Raw genomic sequence first — 22813 nt, forward strand, 5'->3', positions numbered from 1 at the left:
TCCCGTCGACATTAAACAAAGCCTTTCCAACATAAAGGACGGTTTTTTCCGGCTCCACACGCGACGCTGGCGCAAATCCTCATATCCTGCCGTGAGAACTGCGCAGAACTGCCTCGACGAACAAACACATTCATCACGCGTTCCTGCCACGTCGCAGCATTGCATTTGGAGACGTTCATGGATTGGCGAGGCACGTGGGTCAACCAGTACGGATCGGTCGTTCGGATCGAAGACGACGCGGCCGGTAGGATATCCGGGACATTCGAGACGGCCTTGGAGGACAGCGGCTTTTACGGCGAGATAGTTCCGATCGTCGGCGTAGCGAGCGGAAACTGCATTTCGTTTGCGAGCGTCTGCAAGGGGAAAGCCGGCGACATGGCCGTGGCCTACACGGGGCTTCTGCGGGAAGGGCGCCTTGAAACGGCCTGGCACTATGTCGCCGACGACCGGCCGTGGTGGAAGGCGGTCATCACGAATACTAACACGTTCGAGCGTCGCAATTGAACCGAGGAGGAACGGTCATGCCGGTGTTAAACGAAAGCTTCGAGGAGTTCATGAAACGTCGCGAAAGCGTTTCGCTCGACTACATTAATGGCAGCAGCGAAACCTTGATTGACATTTCGACGTCGCACGATCCCGCCACGTTCTTCCGCCTTCCGGGGAGCGCATTGTGGGCGCCCAGGCTGTCAACGAAGCGAACAGAAAAGGTGCCGCCTCCTTCAAGGAGGGAAGCACCGGCGAGTTCGAAGTCCTCCAATCTGCTGAAAGCGGCGACATCGGTTTCTGGACGGGACTTCAACATGCCAAGGCGATGCTGGAGGGGAAGAGCGAGGCTGTTCCGATGTCCCTTCGCGTGACCGAGGTATTCCGGCGGGAGGATGGCGAGTGGAAGCTCGTCCATCGGCATGCCGACTTGGCGAAATCCGGCTAAGGTCGGATGGCGAGGCGTGGTCGGAAGGATCGTCTCCCGACGGCGATCGCTCCGGCTGGTCAACAGATCGGCAGCACTAACTCGAATGGGTAAAAAAGCATCGGCCGGATCGTCAAAAGGCAATGTCCAGCCGACGTTCCGGGCCGCGCGACCCAGTCTGGCTGTTTCTACCACCGTGCGCGATGTTCGGTGGGGACAAAGTGCTTCGGAGGCCTCGGCGAGATAGATAGCTTCTCTTAGTCCATCATGCGCATCAGCGCGTCTGTGACCTTGCGGCGATCAGCTCGTGCGGTTCCTCAAGCTTGCTAATCGCCGATCTGACTACTCGAGCGGCAGGATCAATGCGTCCCGAGCGGGGATCTCGATGCTGTCTGGGTCATAGACGTATTCCACCGGCCAGGCAGGCTCTCCGCCTGACAGCTTCCCATCGGCAAGGGTGACGGTCGTCGTCTGCGTCTTGCGCGTCGGATTGACCAGCCATAGGAAGCCGCCGTTTTCGCCTTTGTGGACACGGGCATAGACCGCATCGTTGGAAAGCGCCACATGGCGCGTCCTGCCGCTCCATTTCACCAGTTCGGCGAAGAACGCGGCATTGGCCTTGCCATCGGTACGTAAGAAGGCAACGGAGGGATTGGTGCCGATCAGAAGGGTGCGGCCCTTGCCGAAGCGATTTTCGACGACGGCAAGACGGCCGCCATCGAACGCGCCTCGGCCGGTGCCGCCGGTCAGGCGGTAGGATTGCAGGAGACCGCCGCCATCGACGGCCATATCGTCGAACTTGAAATGGATGCGATCCCCGATATCGGGCATGAATTCGACTTCTTCCTCACGGGCGCCGAAGACCTCGTCAAGCCCCATATTCGGCTGCACCTGGCCGACATGGCCGCGGTCGCCGAAATAGCCGGGGCAGGCTTCGGCAATCAGCGTGCCACCTTTTCCTACCCAGGACTTGAGACGCGCCGCCTGCTCGGCGGTAAACATGATCGGGTAGGGGAAATAAAGGAAATCGTAGGCGTCGATATCGTCGATATGGACCCAATCCGGCTGCAGGCCCTGCGCGAGGAAGGCACGGTAGGCGCCCCACATGGCTTCCGGATAGGGCTTTTCCTTGCGGTCGTAGTTCAGCAGGTAATCCCATTCCTGCGTTTCGGGGACGACGAGGATGCCGACTTCGCCTCGCACCGGCTTTGCGTCCCAGAGCGTCTTCTGTGCCGGGTCGTTTGCCCATTTCGCCATGGTGCTCTGCATATCGGAACGCGGCGTGCGGCTGCCGTCCATGCCATAGGCACCGAATGCGCCGAAGAGTGGGCCGTCGAGCAGCGGTCGCCAGCGCAGGTTCAGAACGCCCCGAGCGCCGCCGGCAAAGGAGGTCATGCTCCAGATGCGGATATCCTCGGGCTCGGCGACACGGCCGTCTTCCTTGTCGCGGCCGATTACCTGCGGCTGCAGCCAGAGCGGGCCGCCTTGGCGCTCGGCATGCCAGAAGGGCTTGCCGCGGGCGGCGGCGCGGTTGATGTCGACGCCATACCAAGTCTTCCACGGCTCGGTGCCCTTGCGCGCCTGGATCCAGGTGAAACCGTAAATTTCCACCTTGGAGGCGGCGAGCCAGTCGTCGCAGCCATTGGCGGCCATGTTGGGGATCGCGCCTGATATGCCGTGGGCGGCAATGACGTTCTTCTGGTCGACGGCACGGATCGTGTCGATGCGCCACTGCATCTGGTCGTAGAAGTTGTCACGCTTGAACTGTAGCCAGTCGATGCATTCCGGATAGGGGGCCATGTGGACCGGCGGCTCGATATCTTCCCATTCGGCGTAGCTGTAGCGGTGCCAGGCTTTGGCGAGCACTTTCAGGCTGCCATATTTTTTCTCCAGCCATTTGCGGAAGGCGGCCTTCGCATAGCTGCTGTAATCGACATCGGCGGAATAGTTGACCTCGTTCCAGACGTCATAGCCGTAGATCGCCGGATGGTCCTTGTAGCGGGTGGCGAGTGCCGTCAGGAACTTTCCTGCGGCTTCCTTCACTTCGGGGCAGTTCAGTGTCAGCGCACCGGCGCCACCGCCATTGTTGGAAAAGCCGCCGGTCGCTGCCGAAACGCCCATGTAAGAGCCGAGCTTGGTGCCGTCGGCATTGACCTGCAGCGCATCGGCATATTTGCGCACCGCCCAGTCGGGCACCGCATGAATGAGCTCGGCGATAACCGTCTTGATGCCGTTCTTGGCGGCGAGATCGAGCTGGCGGTCATATTCTTCCCAGTCGTAGACGCCGGGGGCGACCTCGATTGCGCCCCACATGAACCAGTGGCGGAAGATGTTGAGGCCGTCTTCGCCAGCCGTCGTGTAATCGCGCTCCCAGTCGTCGCGCGGCGGGTTTGACTTGCGGAAATAGACTGCGCCGAAGGGGAATTGAATATCGTTTCTGAGCATTGTCCTGTCCTTCTCTATCGATGTCCGGACATGGCTTCGCCCTCCGGAGACGTGGCTCCGGCAGGAGGCAATCGAAGATGTCGTCCGGGTGTTCTAGGTGATCCTGATCTAGCGTGGCCCTCCGGCGAGGAGCTCGAGCGTACGGATGAGGGCGGAATGGTCGCGTTCACCGTCGCCATTGGCAACAGCGGCATTCATGAGCTGTTGGGTGGCGGCCGTGTTCGGCAGCGACAGATCGAGCGCGCGGGCGGCATCGACGGCGAGCGTCATGTCCTTGCGGTGCAGGCGGATACGGAAACCGGGGTCGAAGGTTTCCTTGACCATGCGTTCGCCATGGACTTCCAGAATGCGCGAGGCGGCGAAGCCACCCATCAGGGCTGCGCGCACCTTGGCCGGGTCGGCGCCGGCGCGTTTGGCAAAGAGCAGGGCTTCTGAGACAGCCTCGATGGTGAGGCCGACGATGATCTGGTTGGCAACCTTGGCCGTCTGGCCGTCGCCGACGCCACCGACGAGCGTGATGTTCTTGCCCATCTTCTCGAATAGGGGGCGGGCGCGTTCGAAGGCCTCATCCTTGCCGCCGATCATGATCGTTAGCGAGGCGGCCTTGGCGCCGACCTCACCACCGGAGACGGGCGCATCGAGATAATCGCAGCCGAGCGCTTCGATGCGTTTGGCAAAGCCCTTGGTGGCGACAGGCGAAATCGAGCTCATGTCGATGACCAACTTGCCGGCGGAAAGACCGGAAGCCACGCCATCTTCGCCGAAGAGAACGGCTTCGACGTCGGGCGTATCCGGCAGCATCAGGATGATGATGTCGGAGGCTTCAGCGACAGCCTTTGCGCTGTGGGCAGCCTTGCCGCCCTTGGTGACGAGGTGCTGCGAGGCTTCCCTCACGCGGCTCAGATGCAGCGTATGGCCGGCATCGATCAGGTGTTCCGCCATCGGGCGGCCCATGACGCCCAGTCCGATAAAACCGATATTCATATGACGCTCACTTCCGATAGGGTTTCATCCAACCGAGGCCTTCGCTGGTGCCGGCCTTGGGCTTGTATTCGCAGCCGACCCAGCCGTCGTAGCCGAGGCGGTCGAGTTCGGAGAGGATGAAACCGTAATTGATCTCGCCCGTACCGGGCTCGTTACGGCCGGGATTGTCGGCGATCTGCACATGGGCAATCCGATCCTGCAGCCTTGTGAAGGTCGGGATCAGGTCGCCCTGCATGATCTGCATGTGGTAGAAATCATACTGGATGTAGAGATTGTCGGAGCCGACCTTTTCGAGGATGCGCTCGGCGTGGTCGGTGTTCGACAGGAAGAAGCCGGGAATATCGCGCAGATTGATCGGCTCGATCAGCAGCTTCACGCCGGCGTCGGCCGCGCGCTCGGCGGCATATTTCAGGTTTTCGACCAGCACCTTTTCCAGCGTTGCGAGATCGGCACCATCAGGCACGAGGCCGGAGATGACGTTGACTTGCGGGCAGGCGAGCGCCTTGGCATAATCGAGCGCGAGCGAGATGCCGCTCCGGAACTCCTCGATGCGATCCGGCAAGCAGGCGATACCGCGCTCGCCGCCGGCCCAATCTCCCGAGGGCACGTTGAAGAGCGCCTGCTTCAGACCGTTTGCCTGGAGCGCATCGGCGACCTTCTCCTTCGGTTCGGCATAGGGGCCGAGATACTCGAGAGCGCCGAAGCCGTCCTTTGCGGCGGCGGCAAAACGATCGAGGAAGGCAAGATCCTGATAGAGGAAAGAAAGATTGGCGGAAAATTTCGGCACTGGAACATCCTCAGGCATTGGCGGGAGCGACGAACCGATGCCGGTGCAGCATGCGCTTGTCGCGTGGGTCGGGATTGGGGACGGCTGAAATAAGGCTCTTCGTATAGGCTTCCTGCGGCGCGGTGCAGATCTGCTCGGCTTCGCCGAGCTCTACGATCTTGCCGCGGTGCATGACGGCCACACGGTCGCAAAAATAGCGTACCACGGAAATATCGTGCGAAATGAAGATGAAGCTCAGATTGAGCCGTTGGCGGATATCGAGCAAGAGATCGAGGATTTGGCTGCGGATCGAGACGTCGAGCGCCGAGGTCGCCTCATCGGCGATGATGATGCGTGGATCGAGGGCAAGTGCGCGAGCAATGCCGATGCGCTGGCGCTGCCCCCCCGAGAAGGCGTGCGGATAGCGCTCCATGCCCATCGGATCGAGGCCGACGAGGCGCATCAGTTCGGCGACGCGATCTTCCAGCGCCTTGCCCCTGGCTAGGCCGTTGACGATCAAGGGATCGGCGATCACCTCCTTGACGGTCATGCGCGGGTTCAGTGAGGCGAAGGGATCCTGGAAGACGAGGCGGACTTCGCGATGGAAGTTGCGCAGCTCCTTCTTGCCGAGCTTGGTGACGTCGGTCTCACCGCCATCCTTGTCGCGATAGAGGACGGTACCGATCGTCGGCTCGACGGTGCGCAGGATTAGGCGACCGAGCGTCGTCTTGCCGGAGCCGCTTTCGCCGACGATGCCGAGATTTTCGCCGGGATAGAGATCGAAATTGGCATCATCGACGGCGCGCAGCGTATTGGCATTGCCATGCCAGCCGAAGGTCTTGCTGAGATTGCGTACCGACAGGATCGGCTGCGGTGCTTGTGAAGAGAGGGCGATGGCCGGCAGCCTGCCTTCGACATGGTGTGTGAGCTTCACGGTCGAGGCCAGCAGTTGCCGCGTATAAGGATGGGTGGCTGCATGGTAGATCGCATCGACCGGGCCACGCTCGACGATGTGGCCGAAGCGCATGACGGCGACATCATCCGCAACTTCCGCCACCACGCCCATATCATGGGTGATGAGCAGCATCGCCATGCCGCGATCGACCTGCAGGCGCTTGATAAGGTCGAGGATTTCGGCCTGCGTCGTCACGTCGAGAGCGGTGGTCGGCTCGTCGGCGATCAGGATATCGGGATTGCCGGCAAGCGCCATGGCGATCATGGCGCGCTGGCGCATGCCGCCGGAGAATTCGAATGTGTAGCGGTCGGCCATCTTGTCGGGATTGGGGATTTCCACCTGCCGCAGCAATTCGACCATGCGGGCGCGCGCTGCCTTCTTGTCGAGATTGCTGTGCAGACGGATCGCCTCGATGATCTGTGAGCCGATTGTGTGGACCGGTGACAGCGAGCTCATTGGTTCCTGAAAGATCAAGCCGATGCGCCGCCCGCGGATCTCCCGCATCGCGCGGCTGCCGGGCTGTAGTGTGGCGATATCGGCGATCTCGCTGCCGTTGCGCAACAGGATGCGGCCGCCGACGATGGTACCGGGCTTGTCGACGATCTGCAGCAGCGAGCGGGCCGTGACGCTCTTGCCCGAGCCGCTTTCGCCGACGAGGCAGAGCGTCTGGCCGCGCTTGAGCTGGAAGCTGACATCTTCGACGGCGTGCAGGATATGCGTGCGCAGCCGGAAATCGATCGAGAGGTTCTCAACCGAGAGAACGACGTCATCAGGAAGATCGGTCATGGCAACCTCCTCAATTGTCATAGGGATCAGCTGCATCGCGCAGGCCGTCACCGAAGAAGTTGAAGGACAGGACGGCAATGACGACTGCCAGAGACGGCCAGATCAGCAGCCAGGGCGCGGTTGCGACGGTTCGGATATTCTGGGCGTCCTGCAGCAGCACGCCCCAGCTGACGACGGGTGGCTTAAGGCCGATGCCGAGGAAGGAGAGCGAGGTCTCGGCGACGATCATCGTCGGTACGGCGAGGGTGACGACGGCGAGGATATGGCTCGTCAACGAGGGCAGGATGTGGCGGAAGATCAGCCGTGCCTCGCTTGAGCCGTCGAGTTTCGCCGCGGTAACGAAGTCCTCGCTGCGTAGCGCCAGGAAGCGGCCGCGCACTTCGCGGGCCAAGCTTGTCCAGCCAAGCAGCGAGACGATGATGGTGATGACGAAATAGACGTTCACCGGCGACCATGTGAGCGGGATCGCCGCCGCAAGGCCGAGCCAGAGCGGAATGGTCGGCATCGCACTGACGACTTCGATGACACGCTGGATCAGCGTGTCGACCCAACCACCATAAAAGCCGGAAATCGAACCGAGCACGACGCCGAGCACCAGCGACATGGCAACACCGACGAGGCCGATCGACATGGAAATGCGGGTGCCATAGATCAGCCGGGTGAGAACGTCTCGGCCAAGGCGATCGGCACCAAGCAGATACATAGGGTCATTGGGATTGATCGGGCCGAAGAAATGCGTGGTCATCGGCATCAGGCCCCAGAGATAATAGGCCGGGCCTTTGACGAAGAAGCCGACCGGCACGACCTTGGTGTCGTCGACGACGAAGGTGCGTCGCAGCGCCACCTTGTCGATCTCCACCTTGTAGCCCTTCACATGGAAGTTGAATTCGGAGCTGCCATCCGGCTTGGTGACGAAGAAGCTGAGGTCCTGCGGTGGTGCATAGGTATATTGCGGCTTCGAGGTTGCGGGCAGGGAAGGCGCCAGGAATTCGGCGAAGAGGCCGATGAGATAGAGCAGGAGGATGATCACGCCGGCGACCATCGCCACCTTCTGGCGGGTGAGCTTGCCGGCAATCAGCCGCCACGGGCCGATGGCGGCCGTCGAGACGGTCTTGCCCTGTTTCAATGGGCTGATCGAGGGGCCGTCGGCGGCGACGTTCAAGGGGCCGGTATGGGTTGCGAATGTTTCGTGCGTCATCGGCGCCTCCTCAATTGAACCGGATGCGCGGATCGAGCAGCGCAAGCAGCAAGTCCGACAGGAGCATGCCGACGAGGGTCAGCGCCGAGAGAAGCAGGATGAAGCTGCCGGCGAGATACATGTCCTGTGAGACCAGCGCGCGGAAGAGCAGAGGACCTGCGGTCGGCAGGTTGAGCACGATGGCGGTGATCGTCACACCAGAGACGAGATGCGGCAGCACCCAGCCGATGGCCGAGACGAAGGGGTTGAGTGCAATACGCACCGGATATTTCATGATCACCTTGTATTCCGGCAGGCCCTTGGCGCGAGCGGTGATGACATAGGGCTTGTGCAACTCGTCCGTCAGATTGGCGCGCAGGATGCGGATGAGGGCGGCCGTGCCCGAGGCGCCGATGATGATGATCGGGATCCAGAGATGGGCGAGGAAATCGCCGATCTTGGCAAGGCTCCACGGCGCCTCGGCAAATTCCGGCGAATTGAAGCCGCCGACGCTCTGCCCGAGATAGCGATAGGCAACATACATCAGTGTCAGCGCCAGGATGAAGTTCGGTACGGCGAGACCGATGAAGCCGAAGAAGGTGAAGACGTGGTCGCTGATCGAATGGCGGCGCACGGCGGAGTAGATGCCGATCGGTAGTGCGACGATCCAGACGAAGAGAAGGCTCAAGAGCGAGATGACCAGCGTCGAGCCCATGCGTGCCCAGATGAGGCCGGAGACGGGCTGGTTCCATTCGAAGGACCAGCCGAAATCGCCGCGGCTGACGATACCCCACATCCATTTGAGATACTGGACATAGAAGGGGTCGTCGAAGCCGTAGATCTCTTTCAGCCGCTCGATCTGCGCAGGATCGACAGCCTGGCCGCTGTCGCTCATCGTCGCGATCATCGAGGTCAGGTAGTCACCCGGCGGTAGCTGGATGATCAGGAACGAGATCAGCGACATGCCGATCAGCGTCGGGATCATGTAGAGCACGCGCTTGAAAATATAGCCAAGCATCGGAATGTTTCTCCTCCCGTTGACAGCGCCCGATCAGGCGCTTCCTTCGGATCTCCATCCGCTTTCGGCCCCTTCAGGCCGAAAGCGCTTCAGCACCTCATTTCCACGTGAGGTGCAGCACCTCCAGCCGTTCGATGCCGGGCACCTCCACCTGTGCACGGCCGTCCTTGACGCTGAAATTTGCGGCGCGGTCGGTAATAACAAGCCATGCTTTGGCCACCGATTTGCCCGGAGGAATTTCCACCGAAACCGTCTGGGCCGCCAGAGGGTAATTTTGACGTATCGGGCCCTTCATCATCATCGGATTGGTGAGATTGAAGAGGCTGAGCGCAATTCCTTCGGCGTTTTCGCGCAGTGCAATGTCGATGACGCCGGGGCCTTCTACGGTCACGCGTGGCGTCTTGCCGAGCGCCCAGCTGATAGCATTGGCAAGCAGCTTGCCATGATCGACCGCAAAGACCTCCCAGAAGATTTCGCCGATATTCCAGGGGATGTAGACGGTGCGGCCACCCTTGCCGGTTTCGCGCGCGATGACGGCAGCACCTTCCGGCGCCTTGCGCGGATAGACTTCTTCCATCGGCAGGTCCGGAAAGTCGGGCACGTAGAGAAAGGGCGCCGTCGCATTGCCGATGGGATCAGCGTGGATGAGACGCGTGCCGCCCATGATGCGCTCGGCACCTTCATAGCCTTGATTGACCGGATGATCGCCCGAGAGCGCCACATAGGTGTTCTTAACGATGCCACGCGGGCCGGAGACGAATTTGGCGCCGAGCACGTCTGAGAGGCCGAAGTCGGCGCGCGTCTTGCCGAATTCGTCGCGCAGCGACGTTTCGTAGGAAGCGAGGACGCTACCGCCACGCTCGACATAGGCGCGGATCGCCGCGTTCTGCGCATCCGAAAGGCAGGAGGCGTTGGCAAGGATGATCAGCTTGAAGCGGTCGAGGTTTCCTTGGGTCAGAACCTGATCCGAGAGAAGCTCGAAGGGCAGACGGGCTTCGACGAGGGCATGATAGAAGCCGAGATCGTGCTTCTCAGCGTTGTGGCGCTCTTCCGGCGCCCAATGGCGGAGCGTCGTCGAGGGGTCGATGACGGCGATTTCTGCCGTCGGATGCATGCTTTCCAGGACAGGCTCGACGGCCGCCTGCAGGGCGAAGGCATCGGCGACCGGTTCGACCCAGCGCTTGTCGGGTACGACGCCGTTGAACTTGGTGAACCAGGCATAAAGGCCGTGGGCCGTGCCATCATTGATCCAGAGCTGCATTTCCTCGCCCGAGGTAACGGCATCCTTCCAGCGATATTCCTCTTCCGGACCGATCGAGGTGATGAGCACCACCGGGCGGTCGGGGAAGGTGGCGCGAATGCGCTTGCCGTTGCGCCCGGCCGACCAGCCGAGTTCCAGACCCTTGCGGCCCTGATGGTCGACGACGAGGAAGGGGCAATGTTTGGCGATGACCGAGAGATCGAATTCCATGAGCGAGGCGCCGCCCATGTTCGGGATGAAGCTCGCATGCGGGCGGATCGCTTTGACCGCATCGTCCCATTGGGCGATCATGTCGGTCAGAACCCGGCGGCGCCACTGTAGCCAGGCCTGCCAGGCCGGGTCGTCGGCATCCGGCTTCTTCGGCAGCGCGTGGCCGAACATATCTTTAAAGCGGCGCGCGCTGTCTTCGCTGTAATCGACACCGTGACCCTGCCAGCGATTGGCGAAGACCGCATCGATATCGTATTTGCGCACGATCTCCTTGACCACTTCAGGCATGAAGACGGTGTTGTAATCACCATAGGCATTGGTGACCCAGACATCCGGATAGGCCCAGTGGCGGCGCGGCGTGCCGTCGGCATTGATCATAACCCATTCGGGATGCGCCTTGGCGGCATCGTCGTGAATGGCGTGCGGATCGACGCGGGCCATGACATGCATGTCGAGCTTGCGGGCGGCATCGACGAGCGCGCCGAAAATATCCTTGTCACCCAGATATTTGCTCACATAGTGATAGGGCACTTCGCTCGGGTAATAGGCGATGTAGCCGCCGGCGCTAAGGCAGACCGCGTTGGATCTCGTGCGCCTGAAGACATCGACCCAGAAGGCCGGATCGTATTTTTCCGGGTCGTCTTCCACGAAGGTCAGCTGGGTCCAGCGGGTCGCGGTCTTAAACCAGTCCGGCGAGCGCAGCGTGTCGGTATTCTGTCTTCTGGCGTCGAGCATCGTTTCACCCAATCATTGGCAAAAGAAGGCCATCGCGCCGACCGGTAGAGCCGGCGCCTGGAATGCATCATTGCTGTCGCAGGCCATCAGACCTTGTAGAACTGCTCCGGCATCGTGGGAGCGGGAGTCGGCCAGCCGAAGGAGTTCGGCATCGTCTTGGTGATATTCTTCATGTTGTTCTTGACGATGCCGTAGCCATCCGGCGGCAGGGAAATGCCGAAGACATAGAAGTTGTCGGCGGCACCCTGCAGGATCTGCTTCATGATCTCCTGCTGACCTGCGGGGTCGGAGGTCGATTTCAGCTTGTCGTAGAGCTCAAGCTGTTTCTTCGTTTCCTCCGGCGGCTCTTCCGCATTGGCATTGTTGCGGTCGAGATACCAGAGCTGCCAGGCTGGAGCGTACATAGCGTTCGAATCCGTCGGCACATAGTAACGCGGATCGAGCATGGCGGCGACACCGCCATTGGCACCGAACTGGTGAGCCGTCGCATCGAAATCGCGGCCCTGGCGCACGCGGGTTTCCCAGAGCGAACGGTCCATTGTGCGCATCTGCGCATCGATGCCAACGGCCTGGAACATCGGAATGACCAGCTGGAAGAGATCGAGGAAGACGGCGCGCGCCTGGTCGATCTCGAAGATCACCGTCAGGCGGCGGCCCTTTTCATCGAGACGGAAGTTCTGGTCGTCGCGCTTCGGGATCAACGTGTCGAGCATGGCATTCGCCTTGTCGACATCGTAGCTCGTAAACTGGGTGGCAAGCTGCTCGTTATAGAGCGGATCGCCCTTTTTGATGGACGGCTGGGCAGGAGCGCCCTGGCCAACGAGCACGGCATCGATCAGCGACTGGCGGTCGAGCGCCATGGAGAGGGCTGCGCGGAAATCCTTGTTGCGGAAGAGCTTGCGCTTAGTCTCGTCATTGTGGTTCAGGTTGAAGATGAAGTTCATCACGTTGGCTTCGGTCGAAGTCAGCGTGTAGAAATCATACTTGCCCTGCTCGCGCGCATCGTAGAGCACCGACTTGTTGTTCGGTGTGGCAATATATTGGTCCATCAGGTCGACTTCGCCCTGCATGACCTTCAAGAGCAGCACCTGCGGATCGGCGACCATCTGGTAGACGATGCGATCCATATAGGGGAGTTGATTACCCTCCGTATCCACCTTCCAATAGAAGGGGTTGCGTTCGGCGATAGCACGTTCGGTATTTTCGCCGGGCGCCGTCGTGAACATCCAGGCGTGCAGGCACGGCTTCTTCGAGGAGTTCAGGAAGAAGGCGTTGTCGTCGCGGAAACCCGATGCGGTCTGGAAGGCGACAATCCAGCTTTCGAAGCCGCGCTCCTTGGCCAGTTCATCGGCCTTCGGATTGAAATCGATATGGAATTGCTCGAGATAATGCTTCGGGCAGCGCGTCGTCTGGTCGTTATTGGCCCAGGCAATCTGTAGCGGGAACATACCGTTAGGTTGGGCGAAGATAACTTTAAACGTCTGTTCGTCAACGATTTCGAGCTTCGCGGGCTTGCCGCCGCTCTTCCAGTGGCCTTGCCCTGTGGCGGCCACGCGTTTGTCGGTCAGAACGGTGTCGTACCAAAATCTGACATCGGCGGTGGTGTAGGGCTGCCCGTCGGACCATTTCATGCCCTTGCGCAGGCGGATGGTATAGACGGTAGAGTCGGCATTGCTATCGAAGGCTTCGGCGACATTTAGTGTGACGCCCGACCAGTCCGGTGTATAGCGCAGCAAGGGTTCGTAGGCTTGATAACGGAACAGCATAGATAACGAACCGCCGCCGACGAGCGCCATGTTCCAGTCGCCGCCGTATTTTCCGACGCTTTCGACAGGCTTGATGACGAGCGGATTTTCCGGCAGCCGGTCCTTCAGGGCCGGCAGCGCGCCGCTTGAAACCTTCTCCTTCAGAATGTCCGCTTCTTTGAAGTCAGCGGCGAAAACCGGCAGGGCCGGCAGGATCAGAACGGCCGAAGTTCCGGCCAGAAACGCACGACGTTTCAGCTTGATCATAGGGTTCTCCTCCAAAAATCCTCAGCCCTTATCGTTATTTTTGCTCTCGGGCTCGGATAACAAAGAGAATACATTTGGATATTGTTAGGTAAAGCGTTATGTTTCGTTATTGCAAAAATTTGCAATCGTGGCAAAGAGCGTGTAGCGAAGCGGTCCGAGCGCCGGGTGAATAGCGAGGTGGAGAGTGGGAAGCAGGGGGCGGGTTACCTTACAGACGATCGCGCGAGAGGTCGGCCTCTCGAAATACGCGGTGTCGCGCTCGTTGGCCGGCAAGAGTGGCGTCAGTGACGAGACACGCGCGCTGATCCGCGCGACGGCAGAGCGATTAGGTTACACACGTCCTGCGGGCCAATCCCAGACAAGCGATATCGCTGTCGTTTTCCACGATCTCGATGCCGTCAACAGCGAACTCTACATGCAGATCCAGAATGGCGTGCAGCGTGAGGCGCATAGGCTAGGCATGGCACTGCGCATCCGTTGGACGCATAGCGCCGATCAGCTTGAGGAGTTGGCACGTTCCTGCGCCGGGCTGCTGCTTGTCGGCCCGCATGACCGGGAGGCAATCGCCGCAGCAACGGCAATCGGGGTGCCGATTGTGCGTTTCGGCTGGGTTGACCCGCTGGAGCAAGCTGACCAGATCACGGGCACGGACCATGAGGCGGGACAGGCGGTGCTTCAATATCTGATCGAACTCGGCCATCGGTCGATCTGCTATGTTAATGGCACGCCCGGTTTCCGAGGCCGCCGCGAGCGCTTTTACGGCGCACGGGAGATCGCCGAACGCTGCGAGGATGTCACACTGCATGTGCTGCGGTTCGATGAGCAGGCCGGTTTCAGTGAAGCCTTCCGCGACCTCAAGACAAAGGGTATTCATCCGACAGCCTTCTTCTGTGCCCATGACGGTCTGGCGCTGACGGTGGTTTCCGAGTTGCTGGGCCAGGGCTATCGCATTCCCGATGACGTCTCGGTCGTCGGCTTCGGCGACTTTTCGCCCGCCACCCAGATTTCCCCGCCGTTGACGACGGTAAAGATGGAAGGACTTGAAGGCGGCGCCGTCGGCCTCCGGCTGCTCCTCGAACGCATCGAGAATCCACGACTGCCCGGCATGCCGGCCCGGCGTGTCATGATTGCCTCACGCATCGTCGAGCGTCGTTCTGCGGGGCCTTGCCGCGCTCAACCCCTCTCGAACGAGGCTGGCGAAGTGCTAGTAACACCGCGACTGACCTTGTAGACATACAGCGACCGGTCGATCTCTAATACCGGACGTGCACCCGGATCGAGACTTCCCAGTCGCCTTGACCATGTCGAGAAGCTTGCGCCTGCGGGAAGGCCTAAAGCTTTTTTTGACGACACAGGCCGTTGCAATCCTGGCAGCAAGATCTATTCAGCCGCAACCGCATACCTGCTCTTCAGCACTGCGACCGAAAGGACGAACACGATGGCCGAGCAGATCGCGATGACGACCACCATCGGTCTCGCCGTACCGTCCATAAACATACCACTGACGCCAACCACCAGCGCTGATGTCATGAACTGGACCGTCCCCATCATCGCCGAGGCTGTGCCAGCGATGCGACCATGGTGTTCAAGCGCCAATACCGCTGCATTGGGCACGATCATTCCAAGGAAAGCGTAGCCAGCAAACAGGAAGGCCGCCATTATGTCGAGGTGATCGATGCCACCGGTCATGAGAACAGCAAGGGCCACCATCGTCAGCGCATAACCGGAAACTGCACCGCGAATTACCTTGCGCAAACCAATGCGGCGGGCAAGCCAGCCGTTCATCTGCGACATGCCGATGAAGCCAACGGCATTCACCGAAAAGACCACGCTGTAAAACGAAGGAGAGAGCCGGTAATGACCGATTAGTATGAAGGAAGAGTTGGCAACATAGATCATATAGCTCGACATCCCGAAGGAAGCCATCAGTACCAGACCGAGGTAGTACGGGTCCTTAAGGAGTGTTCCATAGGCTTTCAATGCCCCGCCGAGACTGCTTTCATCGCGAGCGGCGGCCGGACGAGTCTCCTCAAGGAAAAAACGGCCCGCGACGAAACCGACAACGCCGGCGAAGACCATGACCCAAAAGATCAGTCGCCAGTTCCCGAACGCTGTCACGATGCTGCCCGCGAGCGGCGCCAGGATGGGTGAGATACTGAAGACCAGCATAAGCCGCGACATCAGTTGCGCGGCGGCGGCCCCCGTATGCAGGTCGCGCACGATGGCGCGGGCAATCACGACACCGGCACAGGCGCCGGTGCCCTGAATGAAGCGGAAGGCGACCAGCCAGCTAATGTCGGTGGAGAGCGCGCAGCCGATCGCGCCAAGGATGTAGAGCGCAAGACCGACATATAGAGGCCGCTTGCGGCCAAACATGTCAGAGAGTGGACCATAGATAATCTGTGACACGGCCATGGCGGCGAAGAAGGAGATCAGGCTTGCCTGAACTGCGTGACTATCAGCGTGAAGATCCAGGCTGATCGTTGGCAACGCGGGTAGATACATGTCGAGGGCAAAGAGACCGACCGCGGATAGAAGGCCGAGGACGATGGCATGGTGAGCGCCACCGGCCGCCCTGGGGGGTGAAACGATATTCTTGCTCTGCATGGAAAAAACCTTTCCCGCACATCATCCCCCGACGAAGCAAAGCCTGATACAAAAAGCATGTGACGGGGATTGAGTGGGCGATTATATCTGGGACAGTGGAAAGACGGAGACGGCTCCAATGCATAGCTCGTCATTCCTGTAAAATATTTTGGACATCATTGTCCAATTCGTCAAGTCCTTTATAGTGGTGTCATGAAAACTTCGCCCGCAGCGGTTTCTTCCGAGACAGAGAGCCCACCAGCCACGAGCAAACGTCAGGCGATCTTGAACGCGGCCGCGGATGTTTTTGCCGAGGAAGGGTTTGCGGCGGCGAGCATCGATGCCATTGCAGCAAGGGCCGGCGTGTCGCGTCAGACGGTGTACAATCAACTCGGCGACAAGGATAACCTGTTCAAGGTTGTGGTTGGGGAGATCACGGAGAAGTCGAGCGCCGACTTCTTTCGGGTGCTGGACACATTTCCCGTGGCACCTATCGATCTTGAAAAGGAACTGACCGAATTTTCGGCGCGGCTCCTGCGCAAGGCGGTTTGTGATGCGAATGGCCGTTGGCTACGCAAGCTCGTCGAGACTGAAGGCAGCAGATTTCCCGAATTGTTCGAGACCTGGAAGGAATACGGACCGGGCAAGAAATACCCCGCCGTTGCGGCTCGCCTGGCGCAGCTCGCGCTGGCCGGCCATCTCGACATAGAGGATCCCGCACTTGCCGCGCGCCAGTACATGGCTCTTCTCGCAACAGATCTGCGGATCAACCAACAGATCGGCCGTCCAACTCCAGACGAAGAGGTCGACCGCATGGCAAGAGAGGCAACGAAGACCTTTCTGCGCGCATTCGGCAAACGCTAATGGCATCGCCGCCGCAATTGCAATATGAAACACGAGGCTCTCGCAGGCAGACTTCTCGTCCCATGCTGCGCGTTAGACGTAGCCCCTGGTTACGGGACATAATATCCTGCGGAAAAGCGGGTAGCCGGTTCCGACTGTTGGTTGTGCTCCATACGGGGCTGCGTAATGCAGGCGTGACTGCTGCCACCACGAGCCCAATGGTCGGGACGATGAGCCCATACGGCTTGCCCGCGGTCTTCATCAACTTTGCGATGCGGAGCTCGACACCAACCACAGTCTGGCAGAGATTGCCAAACGCGTCCCGAAAGCCGTTGGCTGCCTTGTTGCGGCCTTCGCTTTCCACGGCTTAGTGTGTCAGCTTCAAACGAAAATCTGACTTACCAGAGGCCGCTAAGATTGGGATCCGCAACCCAATGGCCCTGCTATGGGCATGGTACGTTTCACACCCCCTTCTCAACGAAAGCGTCGCACGCTGCTACGGCTGCCAGGTTGGACAAATGAGTTCTTTGGTCGCCACCGTCGGGGGGGAGTGATGACAATCGATTGCACTGACGAAGTAAAAATCAGGCGCGGCGGTTCGTGTCCCTTCAACTGCAAAAAAGCCATCGTTTTGATCGACGTTTTTTGCCAAATCTCGGAATTCACCCAATGGCTGTCACGCGAATGTGCTGGGTTGCTGTTGGAGGAAGGTTCTTGTCATAGGGCTAGCGCTCGTCGCAAATCATCGTGCTCGAACGCACTGGCCATGCGGTTGATCTCCGCCGGCCGTGCACCGACGGCTTTGGCGGTCTCGCGCCACGTCGCAGTGGAGGTAGCGACTTCCTTGATGATGGCGCGAGCCTGTGCAAGCGTGAGGGCGAAGTATCCGGCAGCTTCCTCCAGCAGATCAAGCGAGCAGGTGCTTTCATCGAGGTCGATATTGGTTGTCAGGACGCGTGCTTTGACGTCGGTCGGCACCGGATTGAGATCATAGACAGGGGACAACGACCAGCCGGCTTTGCCGAGCCAGAGAAAGCCGTGATTTCGCAGGTGGTCGTCGACGTTGGAGATGAGCACGTTGAAGGTGACGCGGCGATAGAGCGCTTGGGCATCTGTCTTTCCCTGTGCGCCATGCTCGGCCAGGGCGTCGACGATCTCGGGGTAGCTGCCTCGCTCACCGTCCTTTGCGCCCATCATCGCCATGGCGGAAAGGAATGGTGTGCGAACACCTCTATCGCGGTCGAAGCGACGCGAGAGCATGACCTTCTTTCCGGCGATGTCAATGAGTTCGTGTACGGGAGTGACTATGCCGGCTCGTTCAGCCAGTCGCATAGCAATCTCTTCCCATGTTTCTATGCTGTAATCGTCGGTTTCCTTGGGAAACTTAGCGATTGAGAGATAGCCATGTTGATCGATGACAGAAGCTTTGGGCCGCGCTCCACCAAGCGACGAGCCAGGCGCGAAGATAAGTTGGAGGTCTTCGTCGGTTTCCTCATCGCGCAGAATGCGCTCGGTGATGTGCAGCAAACGGCCGAGCTCGATGAGGGCGGGAACGCCGGTGCGGATCGGCGCTTGGAATTCCTCCCCGCCAGCCCAGCGAAAGCGGAGGGCGCCGAGCCGTGTCTCGTCCGCGACGCCAAGCAGATAGTCACTTTCGGCGAGTGTGCGAACGGGCCGGCCATCGCGCTCGGCGGTACGCCGCTCCAAGCGTTGCATCAGGCGCCGACCCCAAGTATCGGGCGCAGAGTCGCCAATGGAGCCAAAGGTTGCAAAACCGGCAGGTGGCGCGAAAGCGCCCCGCGTCAGGGCTAGCGCCGGCTCCAGCGAGAAGCGGTCGGCGTCCTCAAGCCAGGCTCGGTCATACTCGAACATGATCGTCTCGGAACCGCGCGCGCGGTTACTCCGCGCCAGCCCGATCGGACGTGTGCGGCCGTGTAGGTCGAGATGAACTTCGAAATCAGTCATTACGCGACGATCCCCGCGACCGCTTCGGATGCACGTGCTTAGGGAGTTCCGCACTGGCGAGCGACTGACCAACGCTGTCGTTACTGATGTCGGCAACTCGGCTTAGTCCCTCTAGCAAGCCGAGGGCCTGAAGGACGCCTGCATATATGCCGACGCTGACATTGGTGTCCCCGGCTTCGATCTTTTGAAGCGTTGAGCGTGAGGTGAAAGCGCGCTCGGCCACAACAGCCATAGGCAGACGGCGACGCCGGCGAGCGTCGTGTATGTCCGCGCCGAGTTTGCGCAGTGCGCGCCGCACGGCGGCCGGAGGATTATGAGGTGTCGGCATTTTGTCGCCTTCGTGCTACATATCTGCCTGATAGGTATCACGAAGCTTACAATCACACTAGAGAAGTTAAGGCTCAGATCAGATTGCTTTGTCCTGAGCACGGCAATTTACATGGTGCAGACGCTTGGCTTCGCCGGAGATGGTGCGTCGGTTTCATCTGCGGACGTCAGCGATGCGAGCCGGAGCCGGGCGGTACGGTGCCCGATGCCCTTGCTGACCCATGGACGAGGAGGAACAATATCGCAAACGTTCCTCGCTACGCCTTCAATGCTTGTGCTTACGAGGGGACCCGCAGGAGCGTGGCAATCCTTTAAACGAATGGATCTCATGAAGCGTTCGGCGCTGTCACTAGGGGCAAGAAGCAGCCGCTCGTCAGTGGACGTGAAACGACTTCCGGGAACATCCGGAACGTAACCGGTGCAAAAACTGAAAACATCGGGACATCGACAAAAACTCTTGCATCTTATTTGTCGTCCGCTTGACGTGAAAACAAAGTTACTTAATCTAAGGGCTGCCACGCGCCCCGCTTGGAGGAGACGGGATACTGTGCAGCGGCCAATTTGCGCGGCCAGATTTTCTCCCCGCCCGTCAGTTGCCGACTTCCGATAGGACCCGCCATGTCTCTCACCATTGCCCAACGCCTCGATCGCCTGAAGGTCCGTACAGCCGAGCTCGCCCACTGGCGCGACAGGCAAAGCATGGTGATCGATGGCTGGACCTTCGACGGCGAGCCGATCGCCCATCATCAGGATTGGCCGCACAGTGAGGGAGCGGTTCATTTCGCAGCATCGGTAACGGCTCCGCACGACTGGCCGGTCGATAAGGTTCGCCTGCAGCTCGATCTCGGCGGTGAGAGCTTGATTACATTGCACTATCCGGGCGGCCAGTCCGAGACATTCGGGCTCGACCCATATCATCAGGAATTCCCGATCAAGGGCAGCCAATTTTCGATTGCGACGGAGAGCGTCGCGCGCTTTCCTTTTGGAGAGCCGAACCGGGCACCGAAGCTCAATAAGGCGCGGCTGATCTGGCTGGACGAGCCGGTCCATAAACTGCATCTCCTGTTGCGGCAGGTCGGCGAAGCTGCGGGCGCACTCGATAGCCATGAAGTGGTGCCGCACCTGATCGGGGCGGCCGAACAGGCACTGCGCAGCCTTGATTGGCCCTCGGACACATCAGCTTATATTTCGCGTACGTCCAATGCGGTCATGCAGCAAAAAATCTGGGAGTTGCCAGAACTTCAGACAAATCCGGCCGGACTGACAGAGGCGCAGAGCGCGTCGGCAGGTGCGGCATATGATGCGCTAATTTCGGAATTGAAGGAGCTTCAGACGCGTTTCCCGCAAAATGGCGAGATCCTGCTCACAGGCCACGCCCATATCGATCTTGCTTGGCTCTGGCCCTATCGCGAGACGCGCCGAAAGATGCGCCGCACTTTCAATACCGCGCTTTCGTTGATGGAGCGATCGGACGACTTCCGCTTCAATCAATCGACGGCCCATTATTATGCGCAGATGGAAGAGGACGATCCGGAACTTCTCGAGCGGATCAAAAGGAAGGTTGCCGACGGTAAATGGGAAACCGTCGGCGGCATGTGGGTCGAACCCGACACCAACATGCCGACCGGTGAAAGTCTGGCGCGGCAGGTGCTTTACGGACAGCGCTATTTCGAGAAACACTTCGGTTCGCGCCACACCGTCTGCTGGCTGCCGGACTGCTTCGGCTTTTCGGGTGCCTTGCCTCAGATTTTGAAGCTTGGCGGGATCGACAGTTTCTTCACGATCAAGGTCAACTGGAGCGAAACCAATCACATCCCATCCGACCTCTTCTGGTGGAAGGGCCTGGATGGTAGCAAGGTGCTGACCCATACTTTCGACAATCCGATGCAGGGCTACAATGGTTTTGTGCAGCCGGACTGCATCGTGCCAACCTGGAAGAACTTCCGCGGCAAGGCGCAGCACGACACGTCGCTCTTGGCAGTCGGCTATGGCGACGGCGGTGGCGGCGTGACGCCGGAAATGGTTGAACGCGAGGTGCAACTGCGCGATTTCCCGGCGATCCCCAAAGCCCGTTGGGGCACGGTGAAGGGCTTTTACGAAAAGGCCCACCAGACTGCAGCACAAAAGGAGCTTCCGGTCTGGGATGGCGAAATCTATCTCGAACTGCACCGCGCGACGCTGACCTCTCAAAGCGGCGTCAAGCGCAAGCACCGCCAGGCCGAGCGGGCACTGATTACGGCAGAGACGATCGCTTCGCTTGCGCATCTCTTGGGTGCCGCCAAACCGCAAAGCCTGGAAGCGGATTGGCGCGTTGTCCTGAAGAATGAGTTCCACGACATCCTTCCGGGCTCGAGCATCCGCGAAGTCTATATCGACGCCGAGCAGGAACTCGACGGCGTCATCGGCAATGCCAAGGCGGAACAGGCCAAGGCTCTGAAGACCCTATCGGCTCATCTTCCGGCGGGCGGCGTGACGGATGCGCTGGTTGTCGTCAACCCATCGCTTGCGCCGCGGCCACTCACGGCAAAGCTTTCTGATGGAACGGTCATCTCATCTGCCGATCCCGTGCCCCCTCTTTCTATCGCTGTCTTCGATCGCAAGGCCGTCAAGCCTGCCGGCATGCTGAAGGCCGGTGCGCAGAGTCTCGAAAACGAACATCTGTCCGTCGTCATCGGTAAGGACGGCGCGGTTTCCAGCCTTATTCACAAGGCAACGGGCAGGGAAGCTCTTGAGGGTTCAGCAAACCAACTCTGGGTCTATCCGGCAGATAAACCGCGCAACTGGGATGCCTGGGATGTCGACGCCGACTATGCCGAAAAGGCTGTCCGCCTTGAGGCGCCGGAAAGTATTGCCGTCGTCGAACAGGGGCCACATCGTGCCGCGATCCGCGTTGTCTATCGATACCGGAATTCGACGGTCACTCAGCTTTATGTGCTGACTGCCAACGCTCGCAGGCTCGATATCGAGACGACGATCGATTGGCATGACCGGCGTACTCTGCTGAGGACGTTGAATCCCGTTGCTGTGCGCTCGCGCACCGCCACCTTCGAATGCGCCTACGGCGTTGTCGAGCGGCAGACACATACAAACACCTCCTGGGAGCAGGCGATGTTCGAGGCCGCGGCACACAGGTTTGTCGATCTCAGCGAACCGGGCTTTGGTGTCGCTCTGCTCAACAACGCCAAATACGGGCACAGCGCGCGTGGCAACATCATCGGGATGAGCCTCGTGCGTTCGCCGATCTATCCCGATCCGCTTGCCGACGAAGGCGAGCAGACCTTTACCTATTCGCTGATGCCGCATGAGGGAGCCTGGCATGAGGGCGGCGTCCTCCAGGAAGCGATCGATCTCAATCAGCCGCTCGTCATCATCGAGGCTACTGACCTCGCCGCGAGCACCCTGTCGCCGCTCGGCGTAGACGGTGTACCGGTCGCTCTTTCGGGGCTAAAACCTGCGGAGGAGGGGGAAGGCCTTATCCTGCGGCTTTACGAGCCGGCGGGCCGGCGCGGCCGACTTTCGCTGGCCTTGCCCTCGGGCTGGCAGGCTTCAGGACCTCTGAACATTCTCGAAGAGCCGATCGAGCGTACAGCCCCTGCCGAGATCATGCCATTTGAAATTCGGACCTGGAGGCTGCAGCGAAGTTCATCGCGTTAGAATTTGGAACGCTTTCGCTACGTTCCGAACCTCTTGGCGATGATCGCCCAGAGGGATCGCTGTAGGCAGCGTGGATGGCACGATCGAGCGATTTAGTCGTTGGATCAGAGATCCCGGGAAAAGTTTCAACCTGTGCAGTGGCCCGGCTCGCGCCGGGCACTATCTTCGGGCTGGTCTTT

The 22813-nt window shown here is 60.0% G+C and carries 15 protein-coding genes and 1 pseudogene; 5 read left to right on the forward strand and 11 right to left on the reverse strand.

Annotated features, from left to right (window positions below; genetic code table 11):
- Nucleotides 1-177 precede the first annotated feature (177 nt).
- Both FHT92_RS18590 and FHT92_RS18595 read left to right on the forward strand, forming a co-directional pair.
- Nucleotides 178-504 carry an avidin/streptavidin family protein gene (locus FHT92_RS18590; RefSeq protein WP_183828093.1) on the forward strand — a complete coding sequence of 109 codons (327 nt, stop codon included), beginning with the start codon at nucleotides 178-180 and terminating at the stop codon, nucleotides 502-504.
- Between the two features lie 154 nt (nucleotides 505-658).
- Nucleotides 659-931, forward strand: a pseudogene (locus FHT92_RS18595) (YybH family protein); the annotation flags it as partial.
- A gap of 321 nt (nucleotides 932-1252) precedes the next feature.
- Here the strand turns inward: FHT92_RS18595 and FHT92_RS18600 are convergent.
- The 8 genes from FHT92_RS18600 to FHT92_RS18635 form a co-directional block, all read right to left on the reverse strand.
- Nucleotides 1253-3355, reverse strand: coding sequence for a beta-galactosidase (locus tag FHT92_RS18600; protein WP_183828095.1), 2103 nt, complete (start codon nucleotides 3353-3355; stop codon nucleotides 1253-1255).
- Between the two features lie 108 nt (nucleotides 3356-3463).
- A complete protein-coding gene (locus FHT92_RS18605) occupies nucleotides 3464-4339 on the reverse strand; it encodes a 2-hydroxy-3-oxopropionate reductase (RefSeq protein ID WP_183828098.1) in 876 nt (291 codons plus the stop codon).
- 7 nt (nucleotides 4340-4346) lie between these two features.
- Nucleotides 4347-5126: a 2-oxo-tetronate isomerase gene (gene otnI, locus FHT92_RS18610; RefSeq protein WP_183828101.1), complete on the reverse strand. Its 780-nt coding sequence runs from the start codon at nucleotides 5124-5126 to the stop codon at nucleotides 4347-4349.
- A 10-nt stretch (nucleotides 5127-5136) separates the two neighbouring features.
- On the reverse strand, nucleotides 5137-6846 hold the full coding sequence (locus FHT92_RS18615; RefSeq protein WP_183828104.1) for an ABC transporter ATP-binding protein: 1710 nt from the start codon (nucleotides 6844-6846) through the stop codon (nucleotides 5137-5139).
- A 10-nt stretch (nucleotides 6847-6856) separates the two neighbouring features.
- A complete protein-coding gene (locus FHT92_RS18620; protein WP_183828107.1) occupies nucleotides 6857-8044 on the reverse strand; it encodes an ABC transporter permease in 1188 nt (395 codons plus the stop codon).
- A gap of 10 nt (nucleotides 8045-8054) precedes the next feature.
- Nucleotides 8055-9041, reverse strand: a complete 987-nt coding sequence (locus tag FHT92_RS18625; protein WP_183828110.1) for an ABC transporter permease — start codon at nucleotides 9039-9041, stop codon at nucleotides 8055-8057.
- Between the two features lie 97 nt (nucleotides 9042-9138).
- Complete coding sequence (locus FHT92_RS18630) at nucleotides 9139-11247, reverse strand: family 10 glycosylhydrolase (protein ID WP_183828113.1); 2109 nt, start codon at nucleotides 11245-11247, stop codon at nucleotides 9139-9141.
- An 86-nt stretch (nucleotides 11248-11333) separates the two neighbouring features.
- Nucleotides 11334-13259, reverse strand: coding sequence for an ABC transporter substrate-binding protein (locus tag FHT92_RS18635; RefSeq protein WP_183748033.1), 1926 nt, complete (start codon nucleotides 13257-13259; stop codon nucleotides 11334-11336).
- A gap of 184 nt (nucleotides 13260-13443) precedes the next feature.
- On the opposite strand from FHT92_RS18635, the gene FHT92_RS18640 reads away from it, so the two are divergent.
- On the forward strand, nucleotides 13444-14490 hold the full coding sequence (locus FHT92_RS18640; RefSeq protein WP_183748035.1) for a LacI family DNA-binding transcriptional regulator: 1047 nt from the start codon (nucleotides 13444-13446) through the stop codon (nucleotides 14488-14490).
- 149 nt (nucleotides 14491-14639) lie between these two features.
- On the opposite strand, the gene FHT92_RS18645 is transcribed toward FHT92_RS18640, so the two are convergent.
- On the reverse strand, nucleotides 14640-15866 hold the full coding sequence (locus FHT92_RS18645) for a multidrug effflux MFS transporter (protein WP_183748037.1): 1227 nt from the start codon (nucleotides 15864-15866) through the stop codon (nucleotides 14640-14642).
- Nucleotides 15867-16058: 192 nt separating this feature from the next.
- On the opposite strand from FHT92_RS18645, the gene FHT92_RS18650 reads away from it, so the two are divergent.
- Nucleotides 16059-16709 carry a TetR/AcrR family transcriptional regulator C-terminal domain-containing protein gene (locus FHT92_RS18650; RefSeq protein WP_183748039.1) on the forward strand — a complete coding sequence of 217 codons (651 nt, stop codon included), beginning with the start codon at nucleotides 16059-16061 and terminating at the stop codon, nucleotides 16707-16709.
- 696 nt (nucleotides 16710-17405) lie between these two features.
- On the opposite strand, the gene FHT92_RS18655 is transcribed toward FHT92_RS18650, so the two are convergent.
- Together FHT92_RS18655 and FHT92_RS18660 are read right to left on the reverse strand one after the other, a co-directional pair.
- Nucleotides 17406-18653: a type II toxin-antitoxin system HipA family toxin gene (locus tag FHT92_RS18655; RefSeq protein ID WP_183748041.1), complete on the reverse strand. Its 1248-nt coding sequence runs from the start codon at nucleotides 18651-18653 to the stop codon at nucleotides 17406-17408.
- Nucleotides 18646-18981: a helix-turn-helix domain-containing protein gene (locus tag FHT92_RS18660; protein ID WP_183748043.1), complete on the reverse strand. Its 336-nt coding sequence runs from the start codon at nucleotides 18979-18981 to the stop codon at nucleotides 18646-18648. Before FHT92_RS18660 ends, FHT92_RS18655 begins: the two co-directional genes overlap by 8 nt.
- A gap of 617 nt (nucleotides 18982-19598) precedes the next feature.
- On the opposite strand from FHT92_RS18660, the gene FHT92_RS18665 reads away from it, so the two are divergent.
- A complete protein-coding gene (locus tag FHT92_RS18665; RefSeq protein WP_183828116.1) occupies nucleotides 19599-22634 on the forward strand; it encodes a glycoside hydrolase family 38 C-terminal domain-containing protein in 3036 nt (1011 codons plus the stop codon).
- Nucleotides 22635-22813: the final 179 nt, after the last annotated feature.

Origin of the sequence: Rhizobium sp. BK377, from assembly GCF_014193935.1 — a bacterium.
Taxonomy (GTDB): Bacteria; Pseudomonadota; Alphaproteobacteria; order Rhizobiales; family Rhizobiaceae; genus Rhizobium.